The sequence below is a fragment of the Micromonospora sp. NPDC003944 genome, assembly GCF_053605225.1.
In genome coordinates, this window is sequence record NZ_JBSGIV010000054.1 from 1 (window position 1) to 23,644 (window position 23,644).

Sequence of the window (23,644 nt, forward strand, 5' to 3'; positions counted from 1 at the left end):
GACCGGTCATCAGCTCCGCGATGACCCCGTCCGGCACCCGGCGTTCGGCCTGTAGTTGCCGCCGCCGGCCGCGCACCCAGTCGCGGTTGCGCCACCCAGGCCGTAGCCCGGTTGGATCGGTCGGTCGGGGTGGCGGCTGACGTGGGCCGAATGCGTGATCTGCGCGGACCAGTCGGCGTGTGCGGCGGCTTCGGCGTGTCGGTTGATGGCCTGGCGGATCCAGCCGTCCACCGTGGCGACCCAGTCCCGCCGGTCGGCGTCCTCGTGCCAGAGCCGGAACCGGCTGATGCTCTGGTGGGTGATGCCGGCCAGGGCCAGCTTGCGGTCCATCCAGAGGATCGCCTCCAGGCCGGCCGAGTTGGTCACGAAGATCACCTCCATCTCGGTGATCGGGCCGGCGTAGAGGGGGCCCACCCAGTAGCCCCACCGCTGGTGCAACGGCAGGGTGTGCTCCACCCCCGGCAACCCGCCCTCGACCAGGCCGGCTTGACGGATCATGAAGCCCAGCGTGTCCAGTGCCGCCAGCACGTGCTGCTGGGTCGGGATCGGGTGCACGAAGACCGGCACCATGGCGCCCTGGTCGAGGTCGGGGTCGAGCGACACCTCGGTCCGCAGGCCCATTCGCAGGCTCAGCAGCGGCACCCCACCGAAGGTGGTCACCGGGGTCTCCCACGGCAGCGGGAACGCGAAGTCGACGGCCCGGCGCCGACCGGCCGGTACGACGAACCGGCCGGCGATCGGCACCTGGTGGAACTGCATGAGACGGCGGGCCCCGGCCGGGTCGTCCGGTTCGACGGTGGTGACGAGACCGAGTCGGATGTGCCGCACCAGCACGTTGTCCGGGCCGGCCGCGAGGGTCACCCGCCCGGGCAGGCGCAGGCCCGGACGGGTACTCGGGTTGGGCAGCGTGGTCTGCACGGACAGCCCGGTACGGCCGGACTCCGGTGACACTCCCGTCAGCCGCACCGCGCGCCCCCTCCTGGGACGGGGCTCCGCCGGCCCCACCAGGCGCGCCTACCCGGACGGGGTCCACTCAAGCCCGCGGACGCCGAGCAGCGCCGCCAGGCCGAGCGTCGACCCGGCCGCACGTCGTCTGTACGGACGGCCGGGTCGGGCTCCTACCTCATGCGCCGCCCGCGGGGCACCGTGTCGGTCTCGTCGTCGAACTCCCCGATGACCTCCTCCAGGAGGTCCTCCAGGGCCACGAAGCCGATCGGCCGGGCCGGGCCACCACCGTTGCGGACCAGCGCGAGTTGCGACTGTCGGGCCCGCATCGCCGCTACCGCCTCGGTGACGGACGACGTCGCGGGCAGGGTGAACGCGGGTGTCATCAGCTCGCCGGCGGTGGCGACCCGGCCGGTGGTGACCACCCGTACCGCCTCCCGGACGTGCACCAGACCGCACACGTCACCCGCCTCGTCGAGCACCGCGAGCCGGGACCGGCCGCTGTCCCGGCTGACCTCCTCGATCCGCCCGGCCGGGTCGTCGCGGCGGACGGTGACCATGGTGGAGAACGGCTCCATCACCTGCGCCACCGAGGTGCCCTGCAACTCCAGCATGCTTGTCAGCAACTGGTGCTGCTCGGCACCGAGCAGCCCGTGCTCACGGGACTGCTCCAGCAGCATCCGCAGCTCGTCCGGGCCGTGCACCTGGGCCAGCTGGTCCTGCTGGTTGACGCCGAACAGTCGCAGGATCGCGTTGGCCAGGGCATTCAGCGCGGAGAGCACCGGCCGGGAGACCCGGGCGAAGGCGCGGAACGGCAACGCGAGCAGCGTCGCCGAGCGTTCCGCGTCGGTGATCGCCCACGACTTCGGCGCCATCTCCCCCACCACCAGGTGCAGGAAGGTCACCACCCCGAGGGCGAAGATCAAGGCGATCAGGTGACTTGCCGCGTCCGGGAGGCCCACCGCGTGCAGCAGCGGGCTGAGCAGGTGCTCGATCGCCGGCTCGGCCAGCGCACCCAGGCCCAGGGTGCACAGGGTGATGCCGAGCTGCGCGCCGGCCAGCATCAGCGACAGCTCGCGGACGCCGTCGAGCGCGGCCCGCGCCGCCCGACCACCGTTCGCCGCCGCCTGCTCCAGGCGGTAGCGCTTGCTGGCCACCAGGGCGAACTCGGCGGCCACGAAGAACCCGTTCAGCGCCAGCAGGATCACCGAACTGAACAGGGCGATTCCGGGGCTCATCGGTGCTGTCCTTCATTCGCGACTGCGGGGCTCGCAAGCTCACTCCTCGCGCTCATGCGGTCACCTCGGGTTTGCTCAGCTGCAACCGCACCGAGTCGGCCACGTGCCGGTCCACGGCCAGCACCTCGACGAGCGCCCGGGGCTCCGCCTCGTTGTCCTCGCCGTCCGCCCCCTCGGGTTGCAGGCTGATCTCCAGCCGGTCACCGACCTCCGGAACCCGGCCCAGCTCCCGCATCACCAACCCGGACAGGGTGTCGTACTCCGGGGCCTCGGGCAGCGCGATGCCGGTGCTGTCGGCGACCTCGTCGATCCGCCAGCGGGCCGGCACCACCCAGGAACCGTCGTCCTGCCGGGCCGGTGCCCGCTCCGGTGGGTCGTCCTCGTCACGGATCGGGCCGACCAGCTCCTCGGCGATGTCCTCGAGAGTGATGACGCCGGCGAAGCCGCCGTACTCGTCGACCACCACCGCCATCTGCCGGTGCCCGGACCGCAGGCGGTCGAGCACCGTGGGCAGGGGCAACGTCTCCGGTACGAGCAGCGGCGGCCCGGCCACCGCGCTCACCGGGGTGGTGGCCCGCTCCCCCGGGGGTACGCCGAGCACGTCGGCGATGCCGACGATGCCGAGCAGGTCGTCGACGCCCTCCGCACCGCGTACCGGGAAACGGGAGTGGCCGGTGTCCAGCAGCTCGACCACCCGGCTGACCGGCTCGTGCGCCCGTACGGTGTGCACGTCGACCCGGGGCACCATGGCCTCCCCGGCGGTCAGCTCGCGGAAGTCCAGACCTCGGTCGAGCAGCGTGGACATCTCGGCGTCCAGGCTGCCCTCCTCGCGGGACTCGGCGATGATCTGCTCCAGGTCGGCCGGGGTGGCGCCACTTGGCAGCTCCTCGATCGGCTCGATGCCGACCCGGCGCAGCAGCCGGATCGACGCCCGGTCGAAGAGCCGGATCAGCGGCCCGGCGACGGCCAGGTAGACGAGGGTGGACCGGCTCAGCGCCCGAGCCAACGGCTCAGCTCGGGCGATGGCCAGGTTCTTCGGGGCCAGCTCACCGAGCACCATCTGCACGATGGTGGCGATGACCAGGGCCAACACCACCGAGAGCGGCAGGGTGACCCCCTCGCTGACGCCCGCCACGCCGAGCAGGTCGGCGAGACCGGCGCCCAGGTACGGCTCGGCGACGTAACCGACGAGCAGGGCGGTGACGGTGATGCCGAGTTGGGCGCCGGAGAGCATGAAGGAGAGCCGGCTGGTGACGGTCAGGGCCCGGGCGGCGGCCGGGTCGCCGTCGTCGGCGAGCTGGCGCAGCTTGCCCCGGTCGACGGCGACGTAGCCGAACTCCTGTGCCACGAAGTAACCCGTGGCGGCAGTGAGAACAATGATCAGAAGGAGACCAACGACGATCAACACGGGTCGCTCAGGGCTCCCGGGGTCGTCGGTACGGGGATATGCCGGGCACGACCCGGCTGGCTACTGCTGCCCTCCTGGGCAGAAGAGTCGATCATGCCCGCTATTTTATCGGCGCTGGCTGTGACTCCGCTGGGGGTGGGCCGAAGGAGCGGATCGTCCTGTTCACCGGGTCGTCACGCCGGCCCCGCCGACCCACCGCCAGATCCGCGTTCGGCCAGCTCATCGGCGTCGAGCAGGCTCCGGTCGAGCCGCCCCGACCGGTACGCGGCCCGCCCGATCATCTGCGCCGCGACCGGCGCGGTCGCCAACTGGAAGACCGCCACCAGCAGGATCATGCCCAGGTCGGCCGGGGACCGCAGCCGCAACGCGATGCCCAGCAGCAACAGGAGCACCCCGAGCACCTGCGGCTTGGTGGCCGCGTGCATCCGGGACAGCGCGTCCGGAAAACGCAGTACGCCGATCGCGGCGGCCAGGCCGAGCAGCGCGCCGGCCACCAGACAGCCGGCGCCGAGCCAGTCGGCGACGGTGCCGATCACTGCTGCTCCCGGACGGCGAAGCGGACCAGTGACACCGAGCCCACGAAACCGAGCAGGGACAGCACGACCAGCACGGGCAGCGTGGTGGCGTGCCGGTTGACCGCCGCCTCGGCGCCCACCGCTCCGACCATGGTGGCGAGCAGCATGTCCGCCGCGATCACCCGGTCCACGAGCGACGGGCCGCGGTAGAGGCGGGCCAGCGCGAGGAGCGCGGTGACCGACAGCAGCACGGTCAGGACGACGGCCAGGAACGTGGTCACGGGTGGGTTCCCTTCTCGGGTGCGGTGACGTCGAGGTGGCGCAGCTCGCTGGTGGAGCCCACCGCGCGGACGATTCGCCGCTCGACGGTGAGCGTGCGGTCCCGGGCCACGTCCAGGTCCGCCGGGTCGTGCGTGTCCAGCACGTGCAGGTAGAGCGTTCCGGAGTCCCGGTCCACCTCGAGGATCAACGTGCCCGGCACCAGCGAGACCGCCTCGGCGGTGAGCGCCAGGTTCAGGTCGGTGGACACCCGCAACCGGACCGCGATGATCGCCCCGCGCGGCCGGTAGCCGGGCTGTACGGCGATCCGGGCGACGTGCAGGCTCGCACTGACCAGCTCGACGGCGAACCGGCCCGCGAACACCAGCAGCGCCCCCGGCCGCAGCCGGCCACCGAAGCTGACCGCGGGCAGCGGGAAGAAGACCAGCACGGCCCCGCCGACAAGGAGGCCACCGACCAGGTTGGCCCAGTTGATGTCGCCCCAGAGCAGGTTCCAGACCAGCACCAGCCACCCGAGCGCCACGGCCTGGTCCCGCCAGCGCCCGAGCCGGCCGGGCCTGCCCCCGGTGGGCCGGGTGGCGTCGGGCGCCGGCGCCGCCCCGGTGGGCCCGGCGGCGTCGGGGGCCGGCTCGTCGGGGCCGGTCACGGCACGCCGCCAGGCAGCACGGCACGGATGTACGGGGTACGCATCCGCAGATCGGCGGCCGCGTCGGCGGTGACGTCGAAGAGCGGACCGGCCAGGACCGTCAACGCGAGCCCGAGCGTGACCAGGGCCACGGTGGCGCCCACCATCAGCTTCGGCAACTGGACCACCGGCTCGTTTGTGGCCAGCCGGGGCGCGCGCCAGAAGGCGATGTTCCAGACCCGGGACGCCACGTACAGGGTGAGCAGGCTTGTCAGCGTGCCGGCCGCGACCAGCACCCCGGGCAGCGGGCCGCCGGTCGCGACCCCGGCCTGGAGCAGGCCGAGCTTGCCGAGGAAGCCGGAGAACGGTGGCACTCCGGCGAGGTTCATGGCCGGGATGAAGAAGAGCACGCCGAGCAGCGGGGTCACCCGGGCCAGTCCGCCGATGCGGCGCAGGTCGGTGCTGCCGGCGCGCTCCTCGATCAGTCCGGCGACGAGGAACAGCGTGGTCTGGATGGTGATGTGGTGCACCACGTAGAAGATCGCGCCGGAGAGCCCGGCGGCGGTGCTCAACGCCACCCCGAAGATCATGTAGCCGATGTGGCTGACCAGGGTGAACGAGAAGAGTCGCTTCATGTCGGACTGGGCCACCGCACCGAGGATGCCGATCACCATGGTCAACCCGGCGACGACCATGAGCAGCACGTGGGCACGCCCGCCGGGAAACAGCAACGTCTCGGTGCGGATGATCGCGTAGACGCCCACCTTGGTGAGCAGACCCGCGAAGACGGCCGTGACCGGCGCCGGCGCGGTGGGGTAGCTGTCCGGCAGCCAGGCCGACAGCGGGAAGACCGCCGCCTTGATCGCGAAGCCCAGCAGCAACATCAGCTCCAGGGCCAGCCGGACCCCGCCGGGCAGATCGTCGAGGCGCTGGGCGAGCTGGGCGAGGTTGAGTGTGCCGGTGGCCGCGTACACCAGACCCACAGACGTCAGGAAGATCATCGAGGAGAGGATGCTGACCACGACGTACGTCGACCCGGTCCGGATCCGGGTCTCGGTGCCACCCAGGGTGATCAGCACGAAGCTGGCGGCCAACAGGATCTCGAACCCCACGAAGAGGTTGAACAGGTCACCCGCCAGGAACGCGTTGGTGACGCCGGCGGTGAGCACCAGGTACGTCGGGTGGAAGATCGACACGGGCGTGGTCTCGCTCGTGTCGCTGCGCCCCTGGCCCACCGAATACAGCAGCACGCAGAGGGTCACCGCCGAGGACACCACGAGCATCAGCGCGGCGAGCTGATCGGCCACCAGGACGATGCCGACCGGCGCCGGCCACGCCCCGACCGCCACCACGACCGGCCCGAAGCGGTACGCCTGCACCAGCAACAGCACCGCCACCGTCAGGGTGCCGCACAGGCACAGCACGCTTATCGCGCGCTGAAGCCGGGGCTTGCCGGCCAACAGCAGGGTCAACGCCGCACCGAGCAGCGGCACCACCACCGGCAACGGCACCAGTGTGCTCATCACGCGTCGTCCCCGCGTCGAAGCCGCCGACGGGCCGGCTCCGGATCGACCTGCTCCGGGTCACCGTTCGGGCCCTCCCCACCGAGGTCGACCGCGCCCGACTCCTTCCGGCCGGCCCGGCGGATGATCTGCCGGTCCTCCAGGTCGTCGGGCACCTCGTCGTCGCCGGAGAGGTACCAACTGCGGTACGCCACCGCGAGCAGGAACGCGGTGAACCCGAAGGTGATCACGATGGACGTCAACACCATTGCCTGCGGCAGCGGATCACTCATCCGCCCCACCGGACCCGTCCCGACGATCGGTGCCCCACCCGACCGCCCGCCCAACAGGATCAACAGGTTCACCCCGTTGCCGAGCAGGATCACCCCGAGCAGGATCCGGGTCAGACTGCGCTCCAACAACAGGATCACCCCGCACCCGACAAGCACCGCGACGGCAAGCACCAGCACCAACGTCGGCCCCGCACCGCTCTCCGTCATGAGCCCACCTCTGTTCGCGACTGCGGGGCTCGCAAACCCGGCTCACTCCTCACGCTCACGGCACCCACCTCTGTTCGCGACTGCGGGGCTCGCAAACCCGGCTCACTCCTCACGCTCACGGCACCCACCTCTGTTCGCGACTGCGGGGCTCGCAAACCCGGCTCACTCCTCACGCTCACGGCACCCACCCCTGTTCGCGACTGCGGGGCTCGCAAACCCGGCTCACTCCTCACGCTCACGGCCGCTCTCCCTTGTCGACGGCCAACCCGCCGGTGGCCGTCCCGGTCGCCTCGATGTGCCGGTCCACCTCGGCGCCGAGGCTGCGCAGGATGTCCAGCACCAGCCCGATCACGACCAGGTACACGCCGATGTCGAAGAAGAGTGACGTGACCAGATGGGCGTCGCCGATCAGTGGCAGGGCCTGGTCGACCTTCGCGCTCTCCAGCACCGACCCACCGAGCAGCAGGGCCACCACGCCGCTGCCCACCGCCACGGCCAGTCCGGCGCCGAGAATCGCGCCGGCGCCGATCGGGGCCGCCTCGGTCAGCTCGTACCGGCCCCCGGCCAGATAACGGACCACCAGGGCGAGACCCGCCACCAGACCGCCAGCGAACCCGCCGCCGGGCGCGTTGTGCCCGGAGAAGAGCAGGAACAGTGAGAACAGCACCACGGTGTGGAAGATCAGCCGGATGACCACTTCGAGCACGATCGAGCGGCGCTCCTCGTAGAGGGTGGGGCCGCCGCGCAGCCACACCGGCCGGCCGCGCCCAACCCCCTGGTCCGCCTCGGGCCGGCGCGGCCGTGGCCCGGTGCGGGACCGTTCGAAGATCAGGCTGGCCACCCCGGTCGCGGCCACCACCAGCACCGCCAGCTCGCCCATCGTGTCCCAGGCCCGGATGTCGACGAGGGTCACGTTGACCACGTTGCGGCCGTACCCGTGCACCACCGCCAGATCCGGGAAGGCCGCGGAGATGTCCGGTGCCCGGCGGGCACCGACGGCGGTGAGGGCCAGCCCGGCGGCCACCACACCCGCCGTCACCCCGATCGCCCGGCGGACCCAACGGGTACGGCGCAGCGGGCGGGCCGAGAACCGCTCCGGCAGGCGACGCAGCACCAGCACGAAGACCGCGATCGTCGAGGTCTCCACCAGAAACTGGGTGAGCGCCAGGTCAGGCGCCCCGTGCAGCACGAACAGCATCGCCGTGCCGTAGCCCGTCATGCCCACCAGCAGCATCGCGGTCAACCGGCGACGGGCGCCGACCGCGAGCACCGCCGCCACCGTGATCACCAGCACGACCACCGGCTGCAACAGGCTGTCCCAGAGCGGAATCCGCGCCCGCCAGGGGCTGGCCGAGACCATCGCCGTGCCGGGCACCAGCACCAGGGTGACCAGGATGACGCCCAGATACTGCGGCAGGGAGCCGCGCTGGGTCGCGCTCGTCACCTTGATGGCCAGCCGGTCGAACCGACCCACGACCCACTCGTACCCCTGATTGCCCCCCACCGGCGAACGGAGCCGGGCCAGCACCGGGGCGAGCGGCCCGCGCACGGCGAAGAGCAGGCCGCCGGCGACGAGCGCCAGCACGGACAGGCCGAGCGCCGGGGTCGGTCCGGCCCAGAGCGCCAGGTGCGCGTCGACCCCGCCGAGCAGATCGGCGTACGGGCGCAGCAGCTCGTCAAGCACGCTCGCGGCCGGGCCGGCGAGCAGACCGACACCCGCGAGCACCGCGGGCGGCACCAGCAGCGACGCGGCGATCGGCCCCGGCGGGACCGGGTCCACGCCCGGCCGGTCGGCGAACGCGCCCCAGAGAAGACGGGCGCTGTAGGCGACGGTGAGCACCGTCCCGGCGACCAGGCCGGTGAGGAGCGCCGGTTGGTCGGTGAACGCCCCGAACACCGCCTCCTTCGCCACGAAGCCGACCATCGGCGGCACCCCGGCCATCGACGCCGCGGCCAGCACGGCGACCACGAACAGCGGTCGGGACCAGTGCCGCAGCCCGGACAACTCGCGCAGGTCACGGGTGCCGGCACTGTGATCGATGATGCCGACGACCAGGAACAGCGCCGCCTTGAACAGGGCGTGCGCCAACAGCATCGCCGTGCCGGCCAGGGCGGCGTCCGGGGTTCCCGAGCCGGTCACCGCGACAAGCAGGCCGAGCTGGCTGACCGTCCCGTACGCCAGCAGGAGCTTCAGGTCGGTCTGACGCAGCGCGGCCCACCCACCGAGCAGCATGGTCGCCACGCCGGCGACCTGCACCACCGGCCGCCACGGGCCGACCGTGGCGAGCACCGGCGCGAGCAGCCCGACCAGGTAGACGCCGGCCTTGACCATCGCGGCGGCGTGCAGGTACGCGCTGACAGGTGTGGGTGCGGCCATCGCGACCGGCAGCCACGAGCTGAACGGCAGCACCGCCGACTTGGACAGCGCGCCGGCCAGGATCAGCAGCACGGCGCCCACCAGGTACCCGCCGCCGGGCAGCGGCTGCGCGCTGATCTCCGACCAGCGGTAGGTGCCGGCGTGCTCGCCAAGCATGATGAACCCGACGAGCATGGCGAGCCCGCCGAGCGTGGTGACCGTCAACGCCTGGGCCGCCGCCCACCGGCTGGACCGTCGTTCGGTGCTGTGCCCGATCAGCAGGTACGAGAAGATCGTGGTCAGCTCCCAGCCGACGTAGAGCAGCAGGAGGTCGTCGGCGAAGACCAGGACGAGCATCGCGCCGGCGAAGGCCACCAGGACGGCGGCGAACCGCGCCAGCCCGATGGAGCCGGCGCTGAAGTAACGGGCGCTGTAGACCAGCACCAACGCGCCGACGCCGCCGATCAGCAGCGTCATCAGCCAGGACAGCGTGGTAAGCCGAAACGCGATGTCGAGGCCCAACTGCCGAATCCACGGGTACGTCTCGACCACCGCCCCACCGTCGGCGACGGCCGGGGTGCGGGCCACCGCCCAGCAGAACGCGGCGGCCGGCGCGAGCGCCAGCGGGTAACACGCGCGCGAACCCCACAGGCGAACGAGCAGGGGCGCGGCGAGGGCCGCCACGACATGGAGGATGAGCAGTACCAGCACCTGCGCTCCCGATCGACATGGCCGACGCCCGTGGCAGCGGTGGCGCCTAGCAGCGATCAGACGCCAGTTCGTCCTCCGCCGGGCGGTTTTGCCGAAATCCCCCCATCAAGCCACACCCCAACCCCCACCCCACCCGCACGACCTGCCCCACCCGCGCGACCTCCGCCCACCCGCGCGACCTGCCCACCCGCGCGACCTCCGCCCACCCGCGCCGATCTTGCAGTTCCTGTTGCCGAGATACGCAGAATGCCCCTAATGCCACGACAGAAAGTGCAAGATCGCGGAGGAGGGCTGCTCGACCCCGTCGATCATGGAGTTGTGGTGCCTGGCTTGGTGATGTTTGGGGCAATCGTCCCCCACCACAACTCCATGATCGATCGAGCGAGGCCCGGGGCAGGGCAGGCCGGGCCGGGCCGGGCAGGCCGGGCCGGGCCGGGCAGGCCGGGCCGGGCCAAGACCAGACGGGGCCGAGCCGAGGCCGAGCGGGGCCGGGCCGAGGCAAGCCAGGGTTGAGTTGGGCCGGAGCCTGAGGGATTAGGTCAGTAGGGCGTTGTTCAGGGGTTGTGCGTCGTCGGGGGTGGGGCGGGCGCGGCGGAGCTCGGCCAGCAGGTCGGGGCGGCCGAGTTGGCGGGCGACCCGGTCGACCACCCGTTCGGCGGCGGTCAGCGACCGCACCGCGAGGAGGCGGCCGCGGCTCTCGCGACGCAGTACGAAGTAGTGGACGGCGACGCGGACCTGACCCCGGTCGGCGGCGCTGGCCTGGGCGGTGCAGAGGACCAGCTCGCGCAGGCAGCGGGCGAGACGTTCGGCGAGCTCGAGCTCGGGGCCGTGCAGGCCGGTGCGGAGCGCGGCGAGGTGGCTGTCGACCTTGCGGATCAGCACGTCGGTGCCCGGTTCGACGGTGCGCTGCTCGCCGGCCATCAAATCCCCTCACCCCGGGTCGCGTTGCGAGTGAAGTTACTTTATGTTGCTCCTCAGAAGCAAGCAGTTAAGTGAGACTTAACGTATTAAGCGCACGTTCCACGCTTTTTGCCTTTTGCTCGCCTATTCCGTCGCGAGGTCGTTCGTCGTTGTCGGACCGGCGGGGCACGATGGACCGGTGACCGGGGCAGACACAGACGCCGGCGCGGTGCTCGCCGGGTTCGGCCCGGCCACCCGCGCCTGGTTCGACAACGCATTCGCCGCTCCGACCGCCGCGCAGACCGGTGCCTGGCGGTCGGTCGCCGCCGGTCGTAACGCGCTCGTGGTGGCGCCCACCGGCTCGGGCAAGACGCTCGCGGCCTTCCTCTGGTCACTGGACCGCCTGGCCCGCGAGCCGGCCCCGGCCGAGGCCCGCCAGCGCTGCCGTGTGCTCTACGTCAGCCCACTCAAGGCTCTCGCCGTCGACGTGGAGCGCAACCTGCGCGCCCCGCTCGCCGGCATCCGGCAGGCGGCCACCCGGCTGGGCGTCACGCCGCCCGACATCACCGTCGGCATGCGCACCGGCGACACGCCGGCCGACGAGCGACGAGCCTTCGCCCGCACCCCTCCCGACATCCTTATCACCACGCCCGAGTCGCTCTTCCTGCTGCTCACGTCCGCGGCTCGCGACTCGCTGCGCGGCGTCCAGACGGTGATCGTCGACGAGGTGCACGCGGTGGCCGGCAGCAAACGCGGTGCCCACCTCGCTCTCTCCCTCGAACGTCTCGACGAGCTGCTGCCCGCCCCGGCGCAGCGCATCGGCCTCTCGGCCACGGTTCGGCCGATCGACGCCTGCGCGCAGTTCCTCGGCGGTGCCCGCCCGGTCGACGTGGTGCAGCCCGCCACGCCGAAGACCATCGAGGTCAGCGTGCAGGTCCCGGTGGAGGACATGACCCGCCTGGACGAGCAGGACCAGCCACCGGAGGACGACCTCGGCGGCCCCGGGCCACGTCGGGCGTCGATCTGGCCGGCCGTGGAGGAGCGTGTCTTCACCCTCATCGGGCAGCACCGCTCGACGATCGTCTTCACCAACTCCCGCCGCAGCGCCGAGCGCCTCTGCGCCCGGCTCAACGAGCTGGCCGCCGAGGCGGTGGCCGCCTCCGCGTCGGGCGAGGGCACGATCGTCGTACCCGAGGGGTTGCCGGCGGGCGACGACCCGGCGGCCGACGACGGCCCGGCGTCCGGCGCGCAGCGCTGGGGTGGGCCCGCCGGCCCGGTGCGCAACCGGCCGCCGGCCGAGGTGATGGCGCAGTCCGGCGCGGCCACCGGCGCGGCGCCCGTGATCGCCCGTGCCCACCACGGCAGCGTCTCCCGGGAGGAGCGCAAGCACATCGAGGAGGCGCTCAAGTCCGGCCAGCTGCCGGCGGTGGTGGCCACCTCTAGCCTGGAGCTGGGCATCGACATGGGCGCTGTCGACCTGGTGGTGCAGATCGAGGCGCCACCGAGCGTGGCCGCCGGGCTGCAACGGGTCGGCCGGGCCGGGCACCAGGTGGGCGCCGTCTCCCGTGGGGTGGTCTTCCCCAAGCACCGCGGCGACCTGCTCTCCTGCGCGGTGGTCGCCGAGCGGATGACCGACGGCGCGATCGAGGAGCTGCACTACCCGCGCAACCCGTTGGACGTGCTGGCCCAGCAGATCGTCGCGATGGTGGCGCTGGAGCCGTGGGCGCTGGGCGACCTGGCCGTGCTGGTCCGTCGGGCCGCGCCCTTCGCCGAGCTGCCCGACTCGGCGCTGCACGCTGTACTGGACATGCTCTCCGGCCGCTACCCGTCCACCGCGTTCGCCGAGCTGCGCCCGCGACTGGTCTGGGACCGGGCCACCGACCAGCTCACCGGCCGCCCCGGCGCGCAGCGACTCGCGGTGACGAGCGGTGGCACCATCCCCGACCGGGGTCTGTTCGGGGTCTTCCTGGCCGGCGCCGAGCGCGCCGCCCGGGTCGGCGAACTGGACGAGGAGATGGTCTACGAGTCCCGGGTCGGCGACGTCTTCCTGCTCGGGTCCTCCTCCTGGCGGATCGAGGAGATCACGCCAGACCGGGTGCTGGTCTCGCCCGCACCGGGGCAGGCCGCGCGCATGCCGTTCTGGAAGGGCGACCAGTTGGGCCGCCCGGTGGAGCTGGGTCGGGCGATCGGCGCCCGGGTGCGCACCCTGCTGCGACAGACCGACGAGGCGGCACTCACCGCGCTGCGCGACGGCGGGCTGGACGAGTGGGCCGCCGGCAACCTGATGGCCTACCTGCGTGAGCAGCGCGAGGCCACCCGCTCGCTGCCCGACGACCGCACGGTCGTGGTCGAGCGCTTCCGCGACGAGTTGGGTGACTGGCGGCTCGCCGTGCACAGCGTTCTCGGTGCCCGGGTGAACGGGCCGTGGGCCCTCGCGGTGGGCCGCCGGCTGGCCGAGCGGTACGGGGTGGACGCCCAGGTGATGCCCTCCGACGACGGCATCGTGGTGCGACTTCCGGACACCGCCGACGAGCCTCCCGGCGCCGACGTGGTGGTCTTCGAACCAGACGAGGTCGCTCAGCTCGTGGAGGAGTCGGTCGGCACGTCGGCCCTCTTCGCCGCCCGCTTCCGGGAGTGCGCCGCGCGGTCGCTGCTGCTGCCGCGCCGCGACCCGCGCCGCCGCCAGCCGCTCTGGCAGCAACGCCAACGCGCCGCGCAACTGCTCGACGTCGCCCGCGAGTACGCCGACTTCCCGGTCACCCTGGAAGCCGCCCGGGAGTGCCTTCAGGACGTCTTCGACCAGCCGGCACTGGCCGGGCTGATGCGTGACCTGGCCACCCGCAAGGTGCGGCTGGTCGAGGTGGAGACCAGCGCGCCGTCGCCGTTCGCGCGGTCGCTGCTCTTCGGTTACGTCGGCGCGTTCCTCTACGAGGGCGACGCTCCGCTGGCCGAGCGCCGCGCCGCCGCGCTCGCCCTCGACTCCACGCTCCTCGGCGAACTGCTCGGCCGGGTCGACCTGCGGGAGCTGCTCGATCCGGCGGTGCTCACCGAGACCGACCGGCAGCTGCGGTGGCTGACCGAGCAGCGCCGCCCCCGCGACGCCGAGGACGTCGTCGAGCTGCTGCGGGTGCTCGGTGACCTGAGCGACGCCGAGTTGACCGAGCGGGGTGTGCCGGAGGCCTGGCTCAGCGAGTTGGAGGCCGCCCGCCGGGTGCTGCGGGTCCGGATCGCGGGCGAGCAGCGCTGGGTCGGCGTCGAGGACGCCGCCCGGCTGCGCGACGCCCTCGGTGTGGCGCTGCCGGTGGGGGTGGCCGAGGCGTACCTCGCCCCGGTGGCCGATCCGCTCGGTGATCTGGTGGCCCGCTACGCCCGCACCCACGGGCCGTTCGCCGCGGCCAGCTGCGCGGCGCGCTTCGGGCTCGGCGTCTTCGTCGTCGAGCAGGCACTGCGGCGACTCGCCGCCACCGGGCGGGTGGTCTCCGGCGAGTTCACCCCGGATTCGGCCGGCGCCCAGTGGTGTGACGCCGAGGTGCTGCGGATGCTGCGCCGCCGCTCGCTCGCGGCGCTGCGCCGGGAGATCGAGCCGGTGCCGCCCCGGGCGCTCGCGACGTTCCTGCCCCGGTGGCAGCAGGTCGGCTCGTCCGCGCGCGGTGTGGAGGCGCTCGCCGCCACGGTGGAGCAGTTGCAGGGCGCGGCGGTGCCGGCGTCCGCCCTGGAACGGTTGGTGCTGCCGGCGCGGGTCGCGGACTACTCCCCCGCCCAGCTCGACGAGCTGTGCGCGAGCGGGGAGGTGCTCTGGGCCGGGTCGGGCGCGATCTCCGGGGGTGACGGCTGGGTCACCCTGGCGTACGCGGACGCGGCGCCGCTGCTGCTGCCCCCGCCGGACGAGGCGTTGACCCGTACTCCGCTGCACGACGCGGTGCTCGACGCGCTCGGCGACGGGCAGGCGCTGTTCTTCCGCTCGTTGGCCGACCGGGTCGGCTCGACCGACGACGCCGCGCTGACAGGTGTGATCTGGGATCTGGTCTGGGCGGGGCACCTCACCAACGACACCCTCGCTCCGTTGCGCGCGGTGCTCGGCGCCGGCGGGGCCCACCGCTCCCGGCCGTCCGCGCCCCGCACCCGTTACCGCCGGCCCGGTCGGGTGGCACTGCCGACCCGGGGTGGCCCGCCGACTGTCGCCGGCCGCTGGTCCCGCCTTCCGGACCGCGACCTCGACCCGACCCGGCGGGCCGCCGCGCTCGCCGACCTGCTGCTCGAGCGGCACGGGGTGGTCACCCGGGGTGCGGTCATGGCGGAGCAGGTGGTCGGCGGGTTCTCGGCGGTCTACCCGGTGCTCTCCGCCCTGGAGGAGCGTGGCGCGGCCCGTCGGGGCTACTTCGTCGAAGGGCTCGGCGCGGCGCAGTTCGCCGTACCTGGTGCAGTGGACCGGCTGCGCGCGCTGGCCGAGCCGGCCGACGGTGCCCGGGGCCGGGGCGGGGCGGCCACCGTGCTCGCCGCGACCGACCCGGCCAACCCGTACGGCGCGGCGCTGCCCTGGCCGGAACGGGTTGTCGACTCCGGCGACGGGGCCGCACCGGCGACCGGGCACCGGGCCGGGCGCAAGGCGGGCGCCCTGGTGGTGCAGGTCGGCGGCGACCTCGTCCTCTACGTCGAACGCGGCGGCCGGACGCTGCTCTCCTTCAGCGACGACACCGACACGCTCGCCGCGGCCGGCAAGGCGCTCGCCGACGCCGTCCACTCCGGGGCGTTGGGCGCGATGTCGGTGGAGCGGGCCGACGGCGAGGCGGTGCACTCGTCACCGCTGCGCGACGCGCTGACCACCGCCGGCTTCCGGGCCACCCCTCGCGGCCTACGCCTGCGCGGCTGACCCACCCGCGCCACCGTTGCGAAGCCTTGCGACAGGGCCGGTGCTCAGCCGAGCCTGTCGAGGGCCTTCTCGTAGCGGGGGCGGTCGGCGGCCGGGGTCTTCGCCTCCAGGTAGTTCAGCACGACAGCACCGCGCTGGTACGACTGGCCGCCCCAGGTCTCCGCGATGTCGCTGGCGCTTGTCTCGTCCGGAAAGACGTAGACGGTGACGGCGTCGGTGGCGATCAGCTCGGAACAACCCAGGCCGAGACCGTCGGGCCCGCAGTCGACCGAGCGGTCCTTCGGGCGCGGCACCTTCAGGCCGGCGGCCCGGAAGGCGTCGATGACCTGCTTCGCACCGGGGGCACTGGCCGGACGCTTGGGCAGCACCACAGGAGGCGGGCTGGCCGGCCGCCGCTGCGTCGTGCCCTGCGCGGCCGCGGACGGCGGGGCCGCGCCGTCGGCGCTCGGCGAGGCCGGCGGCGTCGGCAGGTCGGTCGGGGCCGCCTCGGGCGAGACGGACGGGGTCGCGTTCGGGCTGCCGTCGTCGTCACTGCCGCAGCCGGCGCTGAGGGCGACGGCGACGAGCAGGATTCCGACTGCGGGGAGGTTCCGAGTTGTCACCAGGGCAGTCTGCCCAACGTCATCGGCCGGCGGGAGGGGCCGGTCGGCCACTGCGCTGTCCCGTATCCGCCAGCAGACCACTGGTTCCACTAGCCTGCGGACATGTCCGCAGGGCCCTGGATCTCGTTGACCACCGACTACGGTCTCACTGACGGCTTCGTGGCCGCCTGCCACGGGGTCATCGCCCGGATCGCGCCGACCGCCCGGGTGATCGACGTGACCCATCTGGTGCCGCCGGCGGACGTGCGGCGCGGTGCCGCGGTGCTGGCGCAGGCCGTGCCGCACCTGCCGGTGGGCGTGCACGTGGCGGTGGTCGACCCGGGTGTGGGCACGGCCCGACGAGGGGTCGCGCTGGCCACCCCGGGCGGGTTCCTCGTCGGCCCGGACAACGGGTTGCTGCTGGACGCGGCCACCGCGCTCGGCGGGGTGACCGACGGGGTCGAGCTGACCGAGCCGAGCTGGCTCGCCGCCCAGGTGTCCGGCACGTTCCACGGCCGGGACGTGTTCGCGCCGGTGGCGGCCCGGCTGGCGCTCGGCGCGCCGCTGGCCGAGGCGGGCCTGCCGCTCGACCCCGCCGGGCTGGTGCGACTTCCGACGCCGATGGTGTCCCGGGACGCCGAGGGCTTCACCGCCGAGGTGCTGACCGTGGACCACTTCGGCAACGTCCAACTGGCCGCGCCGGCCGAGGTGCTCGATCCGCTGCCGGCCACGGTCCGGGTGGGTGCGCCGGGACCGACGCCGGCCCTCGTGGCGGTGCACGGACGGACCTTCGGTGACGCTCCGGCGGGCGGCCTGGTGGCGTACGTCGACTCGGCCGGTCTGGTCGCGGTCGCGGTCAACGGCGGGCGGGCCGCGGACCTCCTCGCCGCCGTCCCGGGGGACCTCCTGCGGGTATCGGGCTGACGTTCGACTGTGGAATGCTTCTCCGGTGGGTGAGCATGTGGTTCCTGTGGGCTGTCCCTGCTGTGCATCCCGGACCGGCGGGGGGACCTGCCCCGTCTGTTTCTGGACCGACGACGGCCAGACCGATGCCGACGCCGATGCCGTCCGGGGTGGCCCCAACGGCGACCTGAGCCTCTCGCACGCCCGTCTCAACTACGCCGTCTACGGTGCCAGCCACCCCCGCTACCAGGACATGGTGCGGGCGGCCCGCCCCGACGAGCGCCCCTGACGTCGACGGGGCGCCCGACGGGGTGAGCGTGGCTCAGCAGGCCGGCACGCTGCCGCCGTACACACTGGAGATGTACGCGTGGCTGACGTACTGGCCGCTGGCCAGGCGGTTCCAGCGGGTAGTGGTGCGGAAGGGGCCGGCGACCGACTGACCGGCGACGTAGCACTGGATCGGCACGTGGGCCAGCCGGGCGGCGAGGCCACGGGTCGGGTACGCGGTGCTGGCCCCGGTGCGGATGTTGAGCGGCCCGTCACCGACCACACCGCGCGGCCCGCCGCCGGTCCAGAGGTAGGCGACGTCCACCCAGGCGTTCGTGGTCAGTCGCAGCCCGTCCCAGAACGTGCCGTCGGCCAGGTCGATGCCGGCCGGGTTGAGCACGGTCCGCCCGAACTGGTCGCGCCCGCCGTTGTAGCCGGACTGGTAGGCGGCCTGTGCCTCGGGCCGGCCCTGCGGCAGGTTCTTCCAGTTCTCCCGGACCGACGAGGGGTTCCAGTAGTCGTCGCGGGTGTTCCACGGCCCGACGTCCCAGACCGGGGCGTACTCGCAGCGGGAGCCGTTGGTGGTGCAGACCCGTACGGTGTAGTCGCCGGTGTTGAGCGGGGAGAGGCCGCGCCGCGACGGCAGCGCCACGAAGTGGTCCCGTGGTTGCACGGTACGGCCGTTGGCGGTCAGCTCGCCGACCAGGCCGATCCTGGTGGCGTACACCCGGTAGGTGAGGCCGGGTGTGGCGGCGGAGACGGCGGCGTTCGCGTCGGCGGTGAGCTGCACCCTCCGTACCGTCGCCGTGGCGCCGCCGGCGGGGGCGGTGAGCACCACCCGGGTCTGCACCCGGGTGACGGGCCGGTCGAAGGCCGTGCCGGCGGTGGCCGCGCGCCACTCGGTCCAGCCGGTGGCCCGCCAGCCGCGGACCTGCGCCTCCACTGTCGCTCCGGTCGGGACCGCGGCGTCGATCGTGGCGCGGACCCGGGTGGCCGGCCGGGCGAGGGTGCGGGGAGCGCTCAGCAGCATTCCCTCGGCGACCGCGCTGTGCGGGCTGTGGGCGCCGCGCCCGGTGGGTCGGGCCTCCCGCAGTCGCAGGCCGGCTGCGGTGCGCCGGACGTTCACATCGTCACGGTCGACGATGGTGAGGTCGGCGCTCCACCGTTCGTCGCCGGGTGCGGCGACGAGGGTGATCGGGGCGCCGCTGGCTGCGGCCGGAACGGGATCGGCGGCGGGTAGGAGAGCCGCGGTGAGCAGGAGGGCGAGGGTGGCGATGAGGGCGACGGACGGGATACGACAACGGGGTCGCGACATGGGCATTCTCCTCAGAACCCCCTGACCTTCGCATGTCAGGAGATCATGAGGAACCTGAGTACAAATAGCGACACATGCGAATCTTGCTCGAAAGAGGGAGGATGGCAGGGTGCCCGAAGGCGACACCGTTTGGAACACCGCGCGTGTGCTGCACCGCGCGCTTGCCGGCGCGCGGATCACCGGCAGTGACTTCCGGGTGCCGCAGTTGGCGACCACGGACCTCACCGGCTGGACCGTCCGCGAGTCGGCAAGTCGGGGCAAACACCTGCTGCTACGGCTCGACGCCCCGACCCAGGCGCACTGGACCCTGCACTCCCACCTGCGGATGGACGGCGCCTGGCGGGCGTACGCCCCGGGGGAACGCTGGAGCGGCCGACCCGCGCACCTGATCCGGGTGGTGCTGCGCAGCGCCGGTGCCGTCGCGGTCGGCTACCACCTGCACGACCTGACCCTCGTGCCGACCGCCGAGGAGGACCAACTGGTCGGCCACCTCGGCCCCGACCTGCTCGGTCCGGACTGGGACCCGGCCGAGGCGGTCCGTCGGCTCGCCGACCACCCGGAGCAGACCATCGGCGAGGCGGTGCTCGACCAGCGCAACCTGGCCGGGGTGGGCAACCTCTACAAGTGCGAGGTGCTGTTCCTGCGCGGCGTGTCGCCGTGGACCCCGGTCGCCGGGGTGCCCGACCTGCCGGGCCTGGTGGCCCTCGCACAGCGGCTGCTCGCCGCCAACCGAGGTCGGTGGACGCAGAGCAGCACCGGCTCGCTGCACCGGGGGCAGACCAGCTACGTGTACGGCCGCCGCGCCCAGCCCTGCCGCCGCTGCGGCACCGCGATCCGCAAGGAGGAGCTTGGCGAACGGGTCACCTACTGGTGCCCGGTCTGCCAGCCCGAACGCCCGGTTGCGCCGGTACCCGGTTGACCAGGCTCTCGCCCAGCGGGACCTGTCGCAGAAACGGACGATTGGGTAATTCCTAACCGGCTGCCGGAGTCGCATGCTGCGGTTGAGCGCTCACCGACCGTCAGCAGAGTGCCGAGGCCCACCACGCCGGGGTGGCGGACCTCGCGCCCCGAACCGGGGAGAGTCATGGCGATGTTCCGCAGACTCCGCTCCACCTTCTTCGAGCGGACCTCAAGCGACACCGACGCCAACGGCCGGGCCGCGTCCGTGCCGGCCGCACGCACCGCCGAGGAGCCCGCCCCGACGCCGAGCCTGGACCCGGCCGTCGTGCCCCGCTACTTCGGCCCGGTGCCGAACTTCGCCCACAGCCCCCGCCCGACGCGCGACCCCGACGGACAGGTGGCGGCCGGGTCGGGGCTGCGCAAGTTCGTCGACCCGCTGCCAGTCCCCGGTCAGCCGGGCCGCGGCGACCTCGGCAGCCACCTGCCGGTGGCGACACCGGACACCATCAGCTACCCGGGCTGCGACTACTACGAGATCGGTCTCCAGGAGTACGCCCAGCGGCTGCACCGCGACCTGCCGGCCACCCGGCTGCGCGGTTACCGGCAACTCAACCTGGGCACCGACCCGGCCGGACACAACACGGTGGTGCCTCCGGAGCGCCCCTGGCACCTCGGGCCGATGATCGTCGCCCGGCGGGGTCGACCGGTCCGGGTGAAGTTCATCAACCAGCTCCCCACCGGTCGGGCCGGCGAGCTGTTCCTGCCTGTCGACGACACCGTCGAGGGTGCCGGCCTCGGCCCACTGGACGGACCGGCGCCGTACCCGCAGAACCGGGCCGTGCTGCACCTGGCCGGAGCGCAGACCGGTTGGACCAGCGCGGGCAACCCGGGGCAGTGGATCACCCCGGCCGGGGAGATCACCCCCTACCCGAACGGACCCGGCCTGGCCCACGTGCCGGACATGCCCCCGCCCGGCGCCGGGGCCACCACCCTCTACTTCCCGAACGAGCAGAGCGGCCGCCTGCTGTGGTTCCACGACAACACCCTCGGCCTGGCCCGGCTCACCGTCTACGGCGGACAGCTCGCGCTCTACCTGCTCACCGACCCGGCCGAGGACCACCTCGTCGCCGACGGGGTGCTGCCGGCCGACCAGGTGCCGCTCGTGGTCGAGGACAAGACGTTCGTTCCGGACGACACCCAACTCGCCGCCGAGGACCCGACCTGGGACCGGGAACGCTGGGGCGCCCGGGGCAGCCTCTGGCACCCGCACGTCTACCAGCCCCGGCAGAACCCGCACCGGGCCGGCGGACGCAACCCGACCGGCCGGTGGGACTACGGCCCCTGGTCCCGTACCTGCGCCCCGGACGACGCGCGCGACGACAGGTGGGTGCCGAACCCGTACCACGACCCGGTCGACGCGCCGGACGAACCGCCGTCGAGCCCCGGCGTACCGCACCCGTCGGCCGTCCCCGAGGCGTACGGCGACACCCCCCTCGTCAACGGTGTCGCCTACCCGTACCTGGAGGTGCGGCCGCGCGCGTACCGGTTCCGGATCCTCAACGCCTGCCTGGACCGCAGCCTCAACCTGCAGCTCTACCGCGCCTGCTCGGACGCGGCGATGTGGACTGCCGACGGCGCGCTCGCCGACCCCGACGCCGGCGAGGTGCCGATGGTGCCCGCCGTGCGCGCGACGGACCGCCCGGCGGGGTGGCCCACCGACGGACGCGACGGTGGTGTGCCGGACCCGCGCGCCGCCGGCCCGGAGTTCGTCCAGATCGGCAACGAGGGCGGCCTCCTGCCGGCGCCGGTGGTGCTGCCGAACCGGCCCATCGGCTACCGCTACGACCGGCGCGACCCGACCGTGCTGAACGTCGACGGGCACACCCTGCTGCTCGCCCCGGGCGAGCGGGCCGACGTGCTCGTCGACTTCTCCGCCGTGCCACCGGGCAGCACGCTGATCCTGTACAACGACGCTCCGGCCCCGCTGCCCGGCTTCGACAGCCGCTACGACCAGCACACCGACGCCCCGGACCGCAGCGCCGAGGGCGGTCCACCCCGGACCGAACCGGGGTACGGCCCGAACACCCGCACCCTGCTCCAGTTCCGGGTCACCGGGACGCCCGCGCCGCCGTACGACCTGAGCAGGCTGCGCGACCGACTCCCCCAGGCGTACGCGGCCAGCCAGCGCCCGCCGATCGTCCCGCAGCCGGCGTACGACCCGGCGTTCGGGACCCGCACCCCGGCGCAGACGACGGTGCCGGTGCACGCCACCACTGTGACGTTCACGCCGACCGCCGGCACCGGCCCGGTGACGCTGCCGATCGCGGTCAAGGCCGCGCAGCAGATCTTCGAACCGGACCACGGCCGACTGGCGGGCCGGCTCGGCGTCGGGCACCCGTACGCCGGGCCGCTTCACCCGACGACGCTTACGCTCGGCCCGACCGACCCGGTCACCGAGGTGCTCTTCGCCACCGACACCGCCGTGCCGGTGGGTGCCCCGACCGACGGCACGCAGCTCTGGCGGATCAGCGGCAACGTCCGGCAGACCGAGCCGTTGCACGTCGGCGGCTGTGACGTGCAGGTGGTCAACCGGGTTGGCTGGGACGGCACGCTGCGACCCCCGCACGGCACGGAGCTGGGCTGGAAGGGGGTCGTCCGGGTCAACCCCCGGGAGGACGTGGTGGTGGCGCTGCGCCCGGTCGCGCCGACGCTGCCGTTCAAGCTGGGTGACAGCGTCCGGCTGCTCGACCCGGGCCGCCCGGCCGGTGCCCGGACCGGGTCCACGCCGGTCAGCCCCGCCGACGGGCGACCCGCCACCGTGGTCAACCAGCTGGTCAACCTGGGCTGGGAGTACCGGTGGCACAGCCAGCTCGCCGGGCACCGCGACGGCGGGATGACCCGACCGCTGGTGCTGCGGGTGACGCCGAAGGCACCGACCGGGCTGACCGCCACACCGGTGCCCGGCTCCGCCACCGCGCTACCCGCGATCGCGCTGGCCTGGACCAGCAACGGCGGACGCCCGCCCGCCACCAGCCACCTGCTGCAACGGGCCACCGACGCGACCTTCGGCGGCGAGGTCACCACGATCACCGTCGCGGCCGCCGCCACCAGGTACACCGACGCGACGGTGACCCCCGGCGTGACCTACCACTACCGGATCCGGGCGGAGAACGCGGTTAGCTACTCGTCCTGGTCCAACGGGGTGCCCGCCTCGGTACACCTGGCCGCCCCGAGCGGCCTGGTCGCGACGCTTCCGCCGGCCGCGCCGCTACGCGTGGCGCTGCGCTGGACGAACCGTTCGTTCGCCACCGGCATCGACGTGCAACGGGCCACCAACCCGACGTTCACCAGCGGCCCGGGCACCACGGCGATCGGGGTCGGCGACAACCACCTGGACGCGACAGTCGCAGCGGACACCACGTACTACTACCGGGTGCGGACCACCTACCTGGGCGCCGCCTCGGCGTGGTCGACTGTCGCCGCGGTGACCTCACCGCCCGCGCCAGGAACCCCCAACGGCGTGAGCGCCACCGCCACCGCACCGGGGCCGGACACCGCGACGGTGATCCTGGCCTGGGCGGCGAGCACACCCGGCGGCCCGGGGTCCGGGTTCACCGTGCAGCGGGCGCTCGACCCGGCCTTCGACCGGGAGGTGGCGACCTTCACGGTGACCGGCCACGGCTTCACCAACACCGGGCTGGCCCGGGGCGTGACCTACCACTACCGGATCCGGTCGTTCAACGTCGTGGGCACCTCGCCGTACACCGGGCCGGTCCTGGTGACGACACCAGAGTGACCGGCGCGCGGTTCCGGCGGGCGCACGTTCCGG

Annotated in this window: 17 protein-coding genes; 5 read left to right on the forward strand and 12 right to left on the reverse strand. The window is 73.3% G+C overall.

Annotation, left to right across the window (positions count from 1 at the left end; genetic code table 11):
• Positions 1 to 9 precede the first annotated feature (9 nt).
• The 10 genes from ACWER9_RS23765 to ACWER9_RS23810 all read right to left on the reverse strand — a co-directional run bounded on the left by ACWER9_RS23765 (position 10) and on the right by ACWER9_RS23810 (position 11,000).
• Complete coding sequence (locus ACWER9_RS23765; protein WP_452303911.1) at positions 10 to 966, reverse strand: sporulation protein; 957 nt, start codon at positions 964 to 966, stop codon at positions 10 to 12.
• A 152-nt stretch (positions 967 to 1,118) separates the two neighbouring features.
• Complete coding sequence (locus ACWER9_RS23770) at positions 1,119 to 2,183, reverse strand: hemolysin family protein (RefSeq protein ID WP_452303912.1); 1,065 nt, start codon at positions 2,181 to 2,183, stop codon at positions 1,119 to 1,121.
• A gap of 52 nt (positions 2,184 to 2,235) precedes the next feature.
• On the reverse strand, positions 2,236 to 3,591 hold the full coding sequence (locus ACWER9_RS23775; protein WP_452303913.1) for a hemolysin family protein: 1,356 nt from the start codon (positions 3,589 to 3,591) through the stop codon (positions 2,236 to 2,238).
• A gap of 173 nt (positions 3,592 to 3,764) precedes the next feature.
• Positions 3,765 to 4,124, reverse strand: a complete 360-nt coding sequence (gene mnhG / locus ACWER9_RS23780) for a monovalent cation/H(+) antiporter subunit G (protein ID WP_452303945.1) — start codon at positions 4,122 to 4,124, stop codon at positions 3,765 to 3,767.
• Positions 4,124 to 4,387, reverse strand: coding sequence for a monovalent cation/H+ antiporter complex subunit F (locus tag ACWER9_RS23785; RefSeq protein ID WP_452303914.1), 264 nt, complete (start codon positions 4,385 to 4,387; stop codon positions 4,124 to 4,126). The genes mnhG and ACWER9_RS23785 overlap by 1 nt, the downstream gene beginning before the upstream one ends.
• A complete protein-coding gene (locus ACWER9_RS23790) occupies positions 4,384 to 5,031 on the reverse strand; it encodes a Na+/H+ antiporter subunit E (RefSeq protein ID WP_452303915.1) in 648 nt (215 codons plus the stop codon). The genes ACWER9_RS23785 and ACWER9_RS23790 overlap by 4 nt, the downstream gene beginning before the upstream one ends.
• Positions 5,028 to 6,533, reverse strand: a complete 1,506-nt coding sequence (locus ACWER9_RS23795) for a Na+/H+ antiporter subunit D (protein WP_452303916.1) — start codon at positions 6,531 to 6,533, stop codon at positions 5,028 to 5,030. The genes ACWER9_RS23790 and ACWER9_RS23795 overlap by 4 nt, the downstream gene beginning before the upstream one ends.
• Positions 6,533 to 7,012: a Na(+)/H(+) antiporter subunit C gene (locus ACWER9_RS23800; protein WP_452303917.1), complete on the reverse strand. Its 480-nt coding sequence runs from the start codon at positions 7,010 to 7,012 to the stop codon at positions 6,533 to 6,535. The genes ACWER9_RS23795 and ACWER9_RS23800 overlap by 1 nt, the downstream gene beginning before the upstream one ends.
• 235 nt (positions 7,013 to 7,247) lie before the next feature.
• The gene (locus ACWER9_RS23805; protein WP_452303918.1) at positions 7,248 to 10,079 is read right to left on the reverse strand and encodes a Na+/H+ antiporter subunit A; all 2,832 of its coding nucleotides are present in this window, start codon (positions 10,077 to 10,079) and stop codon (positions 7,248 to 7,250) included.
• A gap of 534 nt (positions 10,080 to 10,613) precedes the next feature.
• Positions 10,614 to 11,000, reverse strand: a complete 387-nt coding sequence (locus tag ACWER9_RS23810) for a hypothetical protein (RefSeq protein WP_452303919.1) — start codon at positions 10,998 to 11,000, stop codon at positions 10,614 to 10,616.
• A gap of 178 nt (positions 11,001 to 11,178) precedes the next feature.
• On the opposite strand from ACWER9_RS23810, the gene ACWER9_RS23815 reads away from it, so the two are divergent.
• Positions 11,179 to 15,849, forward strand: coding sequence for an Lhr family helicase (locus tag ACWER9_RS23815; protein ID WP_452303920.1), 4,671 nt, complete (start codon positions 11,179 to 11,181; stop codon positions 15,847 to 15,849).
• Between the two features lie 44 nt (positions 15,850 to 15,893).
• Here ACWER9_RS23815 and ACWER9_RS23820 read toward each other — a convergent pair whose 3' ends face one another.
• Positions 15,894 to 16,451 (reverse strand): hypothetical protein, encoded by a 558-nt coding sequence (locus ACWER9_RS23820; RefSeq protein WP_452303921.1) that lies wholly within the window; start codon positions 16,449 to 16,451, stop codon positions 15,894 to 15,896.
• A 102-nt stretch (positions 16,452 to 16,553) separates the two neighbouring features.
• Here ACWER9_RS23820 and ACWER9_RS23825 point away from each other — a divergent pair, with 102 nt between their 5' ends.
• Together ACWER9_RS23825 and ACWER9_RS23830 are read left to right on the forward strand one after the other, a co-directional pair.
• Positions 16,554 to 17,354: an SAM hydrolase/SAM-dependent halogenase family protein gene (locus ACWER9_RS23825; RefSeq protein WP_452303922.1), complete on the forward strand. Its 801-nt coding sequence runs from the start codon at positions 16,554 to 16,556 to the stop codon at positions 17,352 to 17,354.
• Positions 17,355 to 17,379: 25 nt separating this feature from the next.
• Positions 17,380 to 17,622: a CPCC family cysteine-rich protein gene (locus ACWER9_RS23830; protein ID WP_357349926.1), complete on the forward strand. Its 243-nt coding sequence runs from the start codon at positions 17,380 to 17,382 to the stop codon at positions 17,620 to 17,622.
• Between the two features lie 33 nt (positions 17,623 to 17,655).
• On the opposite strand, the gene ACWER9_RS23835 is transcribed toward ACWER9_RS23830, so the two are convergent.
• Complete coding sequence (locus ACWER9_RS23835; protein WP_452303923.1) at positions 17,656 to 18,915, reverse strand: hypothetical protein; 1,260 nt, start codon at positions 18,913 to 18,915, stop codon at positions 17,656 to 17,658.
• 109 nt (positions 18,916 to 19,024) lie between these two features.
• On the opposite strand from ACWER9_RS23835, the gene ACWER9_RS23840 reads away from it, so the two are divergent.
• Together ACWER9_RS23840 and ACWER9_RS23845 are read left to right on the forward strand one after the other, a co-directional pair.
• Entirely contained in the window at positions 19,025 to 19,834 is an 810-nt protein-coding gene (locus ACWER9_RS23840; RefSeq protein WP_452303924.1) for a DNA-formamidopyrimidine glycosylase family protein, read from the forward strand.
• Between the two features lie 165 nt (positions 19,835 to 19,999).
• Positions 20,000 to 23,611, forward strand: a complete 3,612-nt coding sequence (locus ACWER9_RS23845; protein ID WP_452303925.1) for a hypothetical protein — start codon at positions 20,000 to 20,002, stop codon at positions 23,609 to 23,611.
• The last annotated feature ends 33 nt before the right edge of the window (positions 23,612 to 23,644 follow it).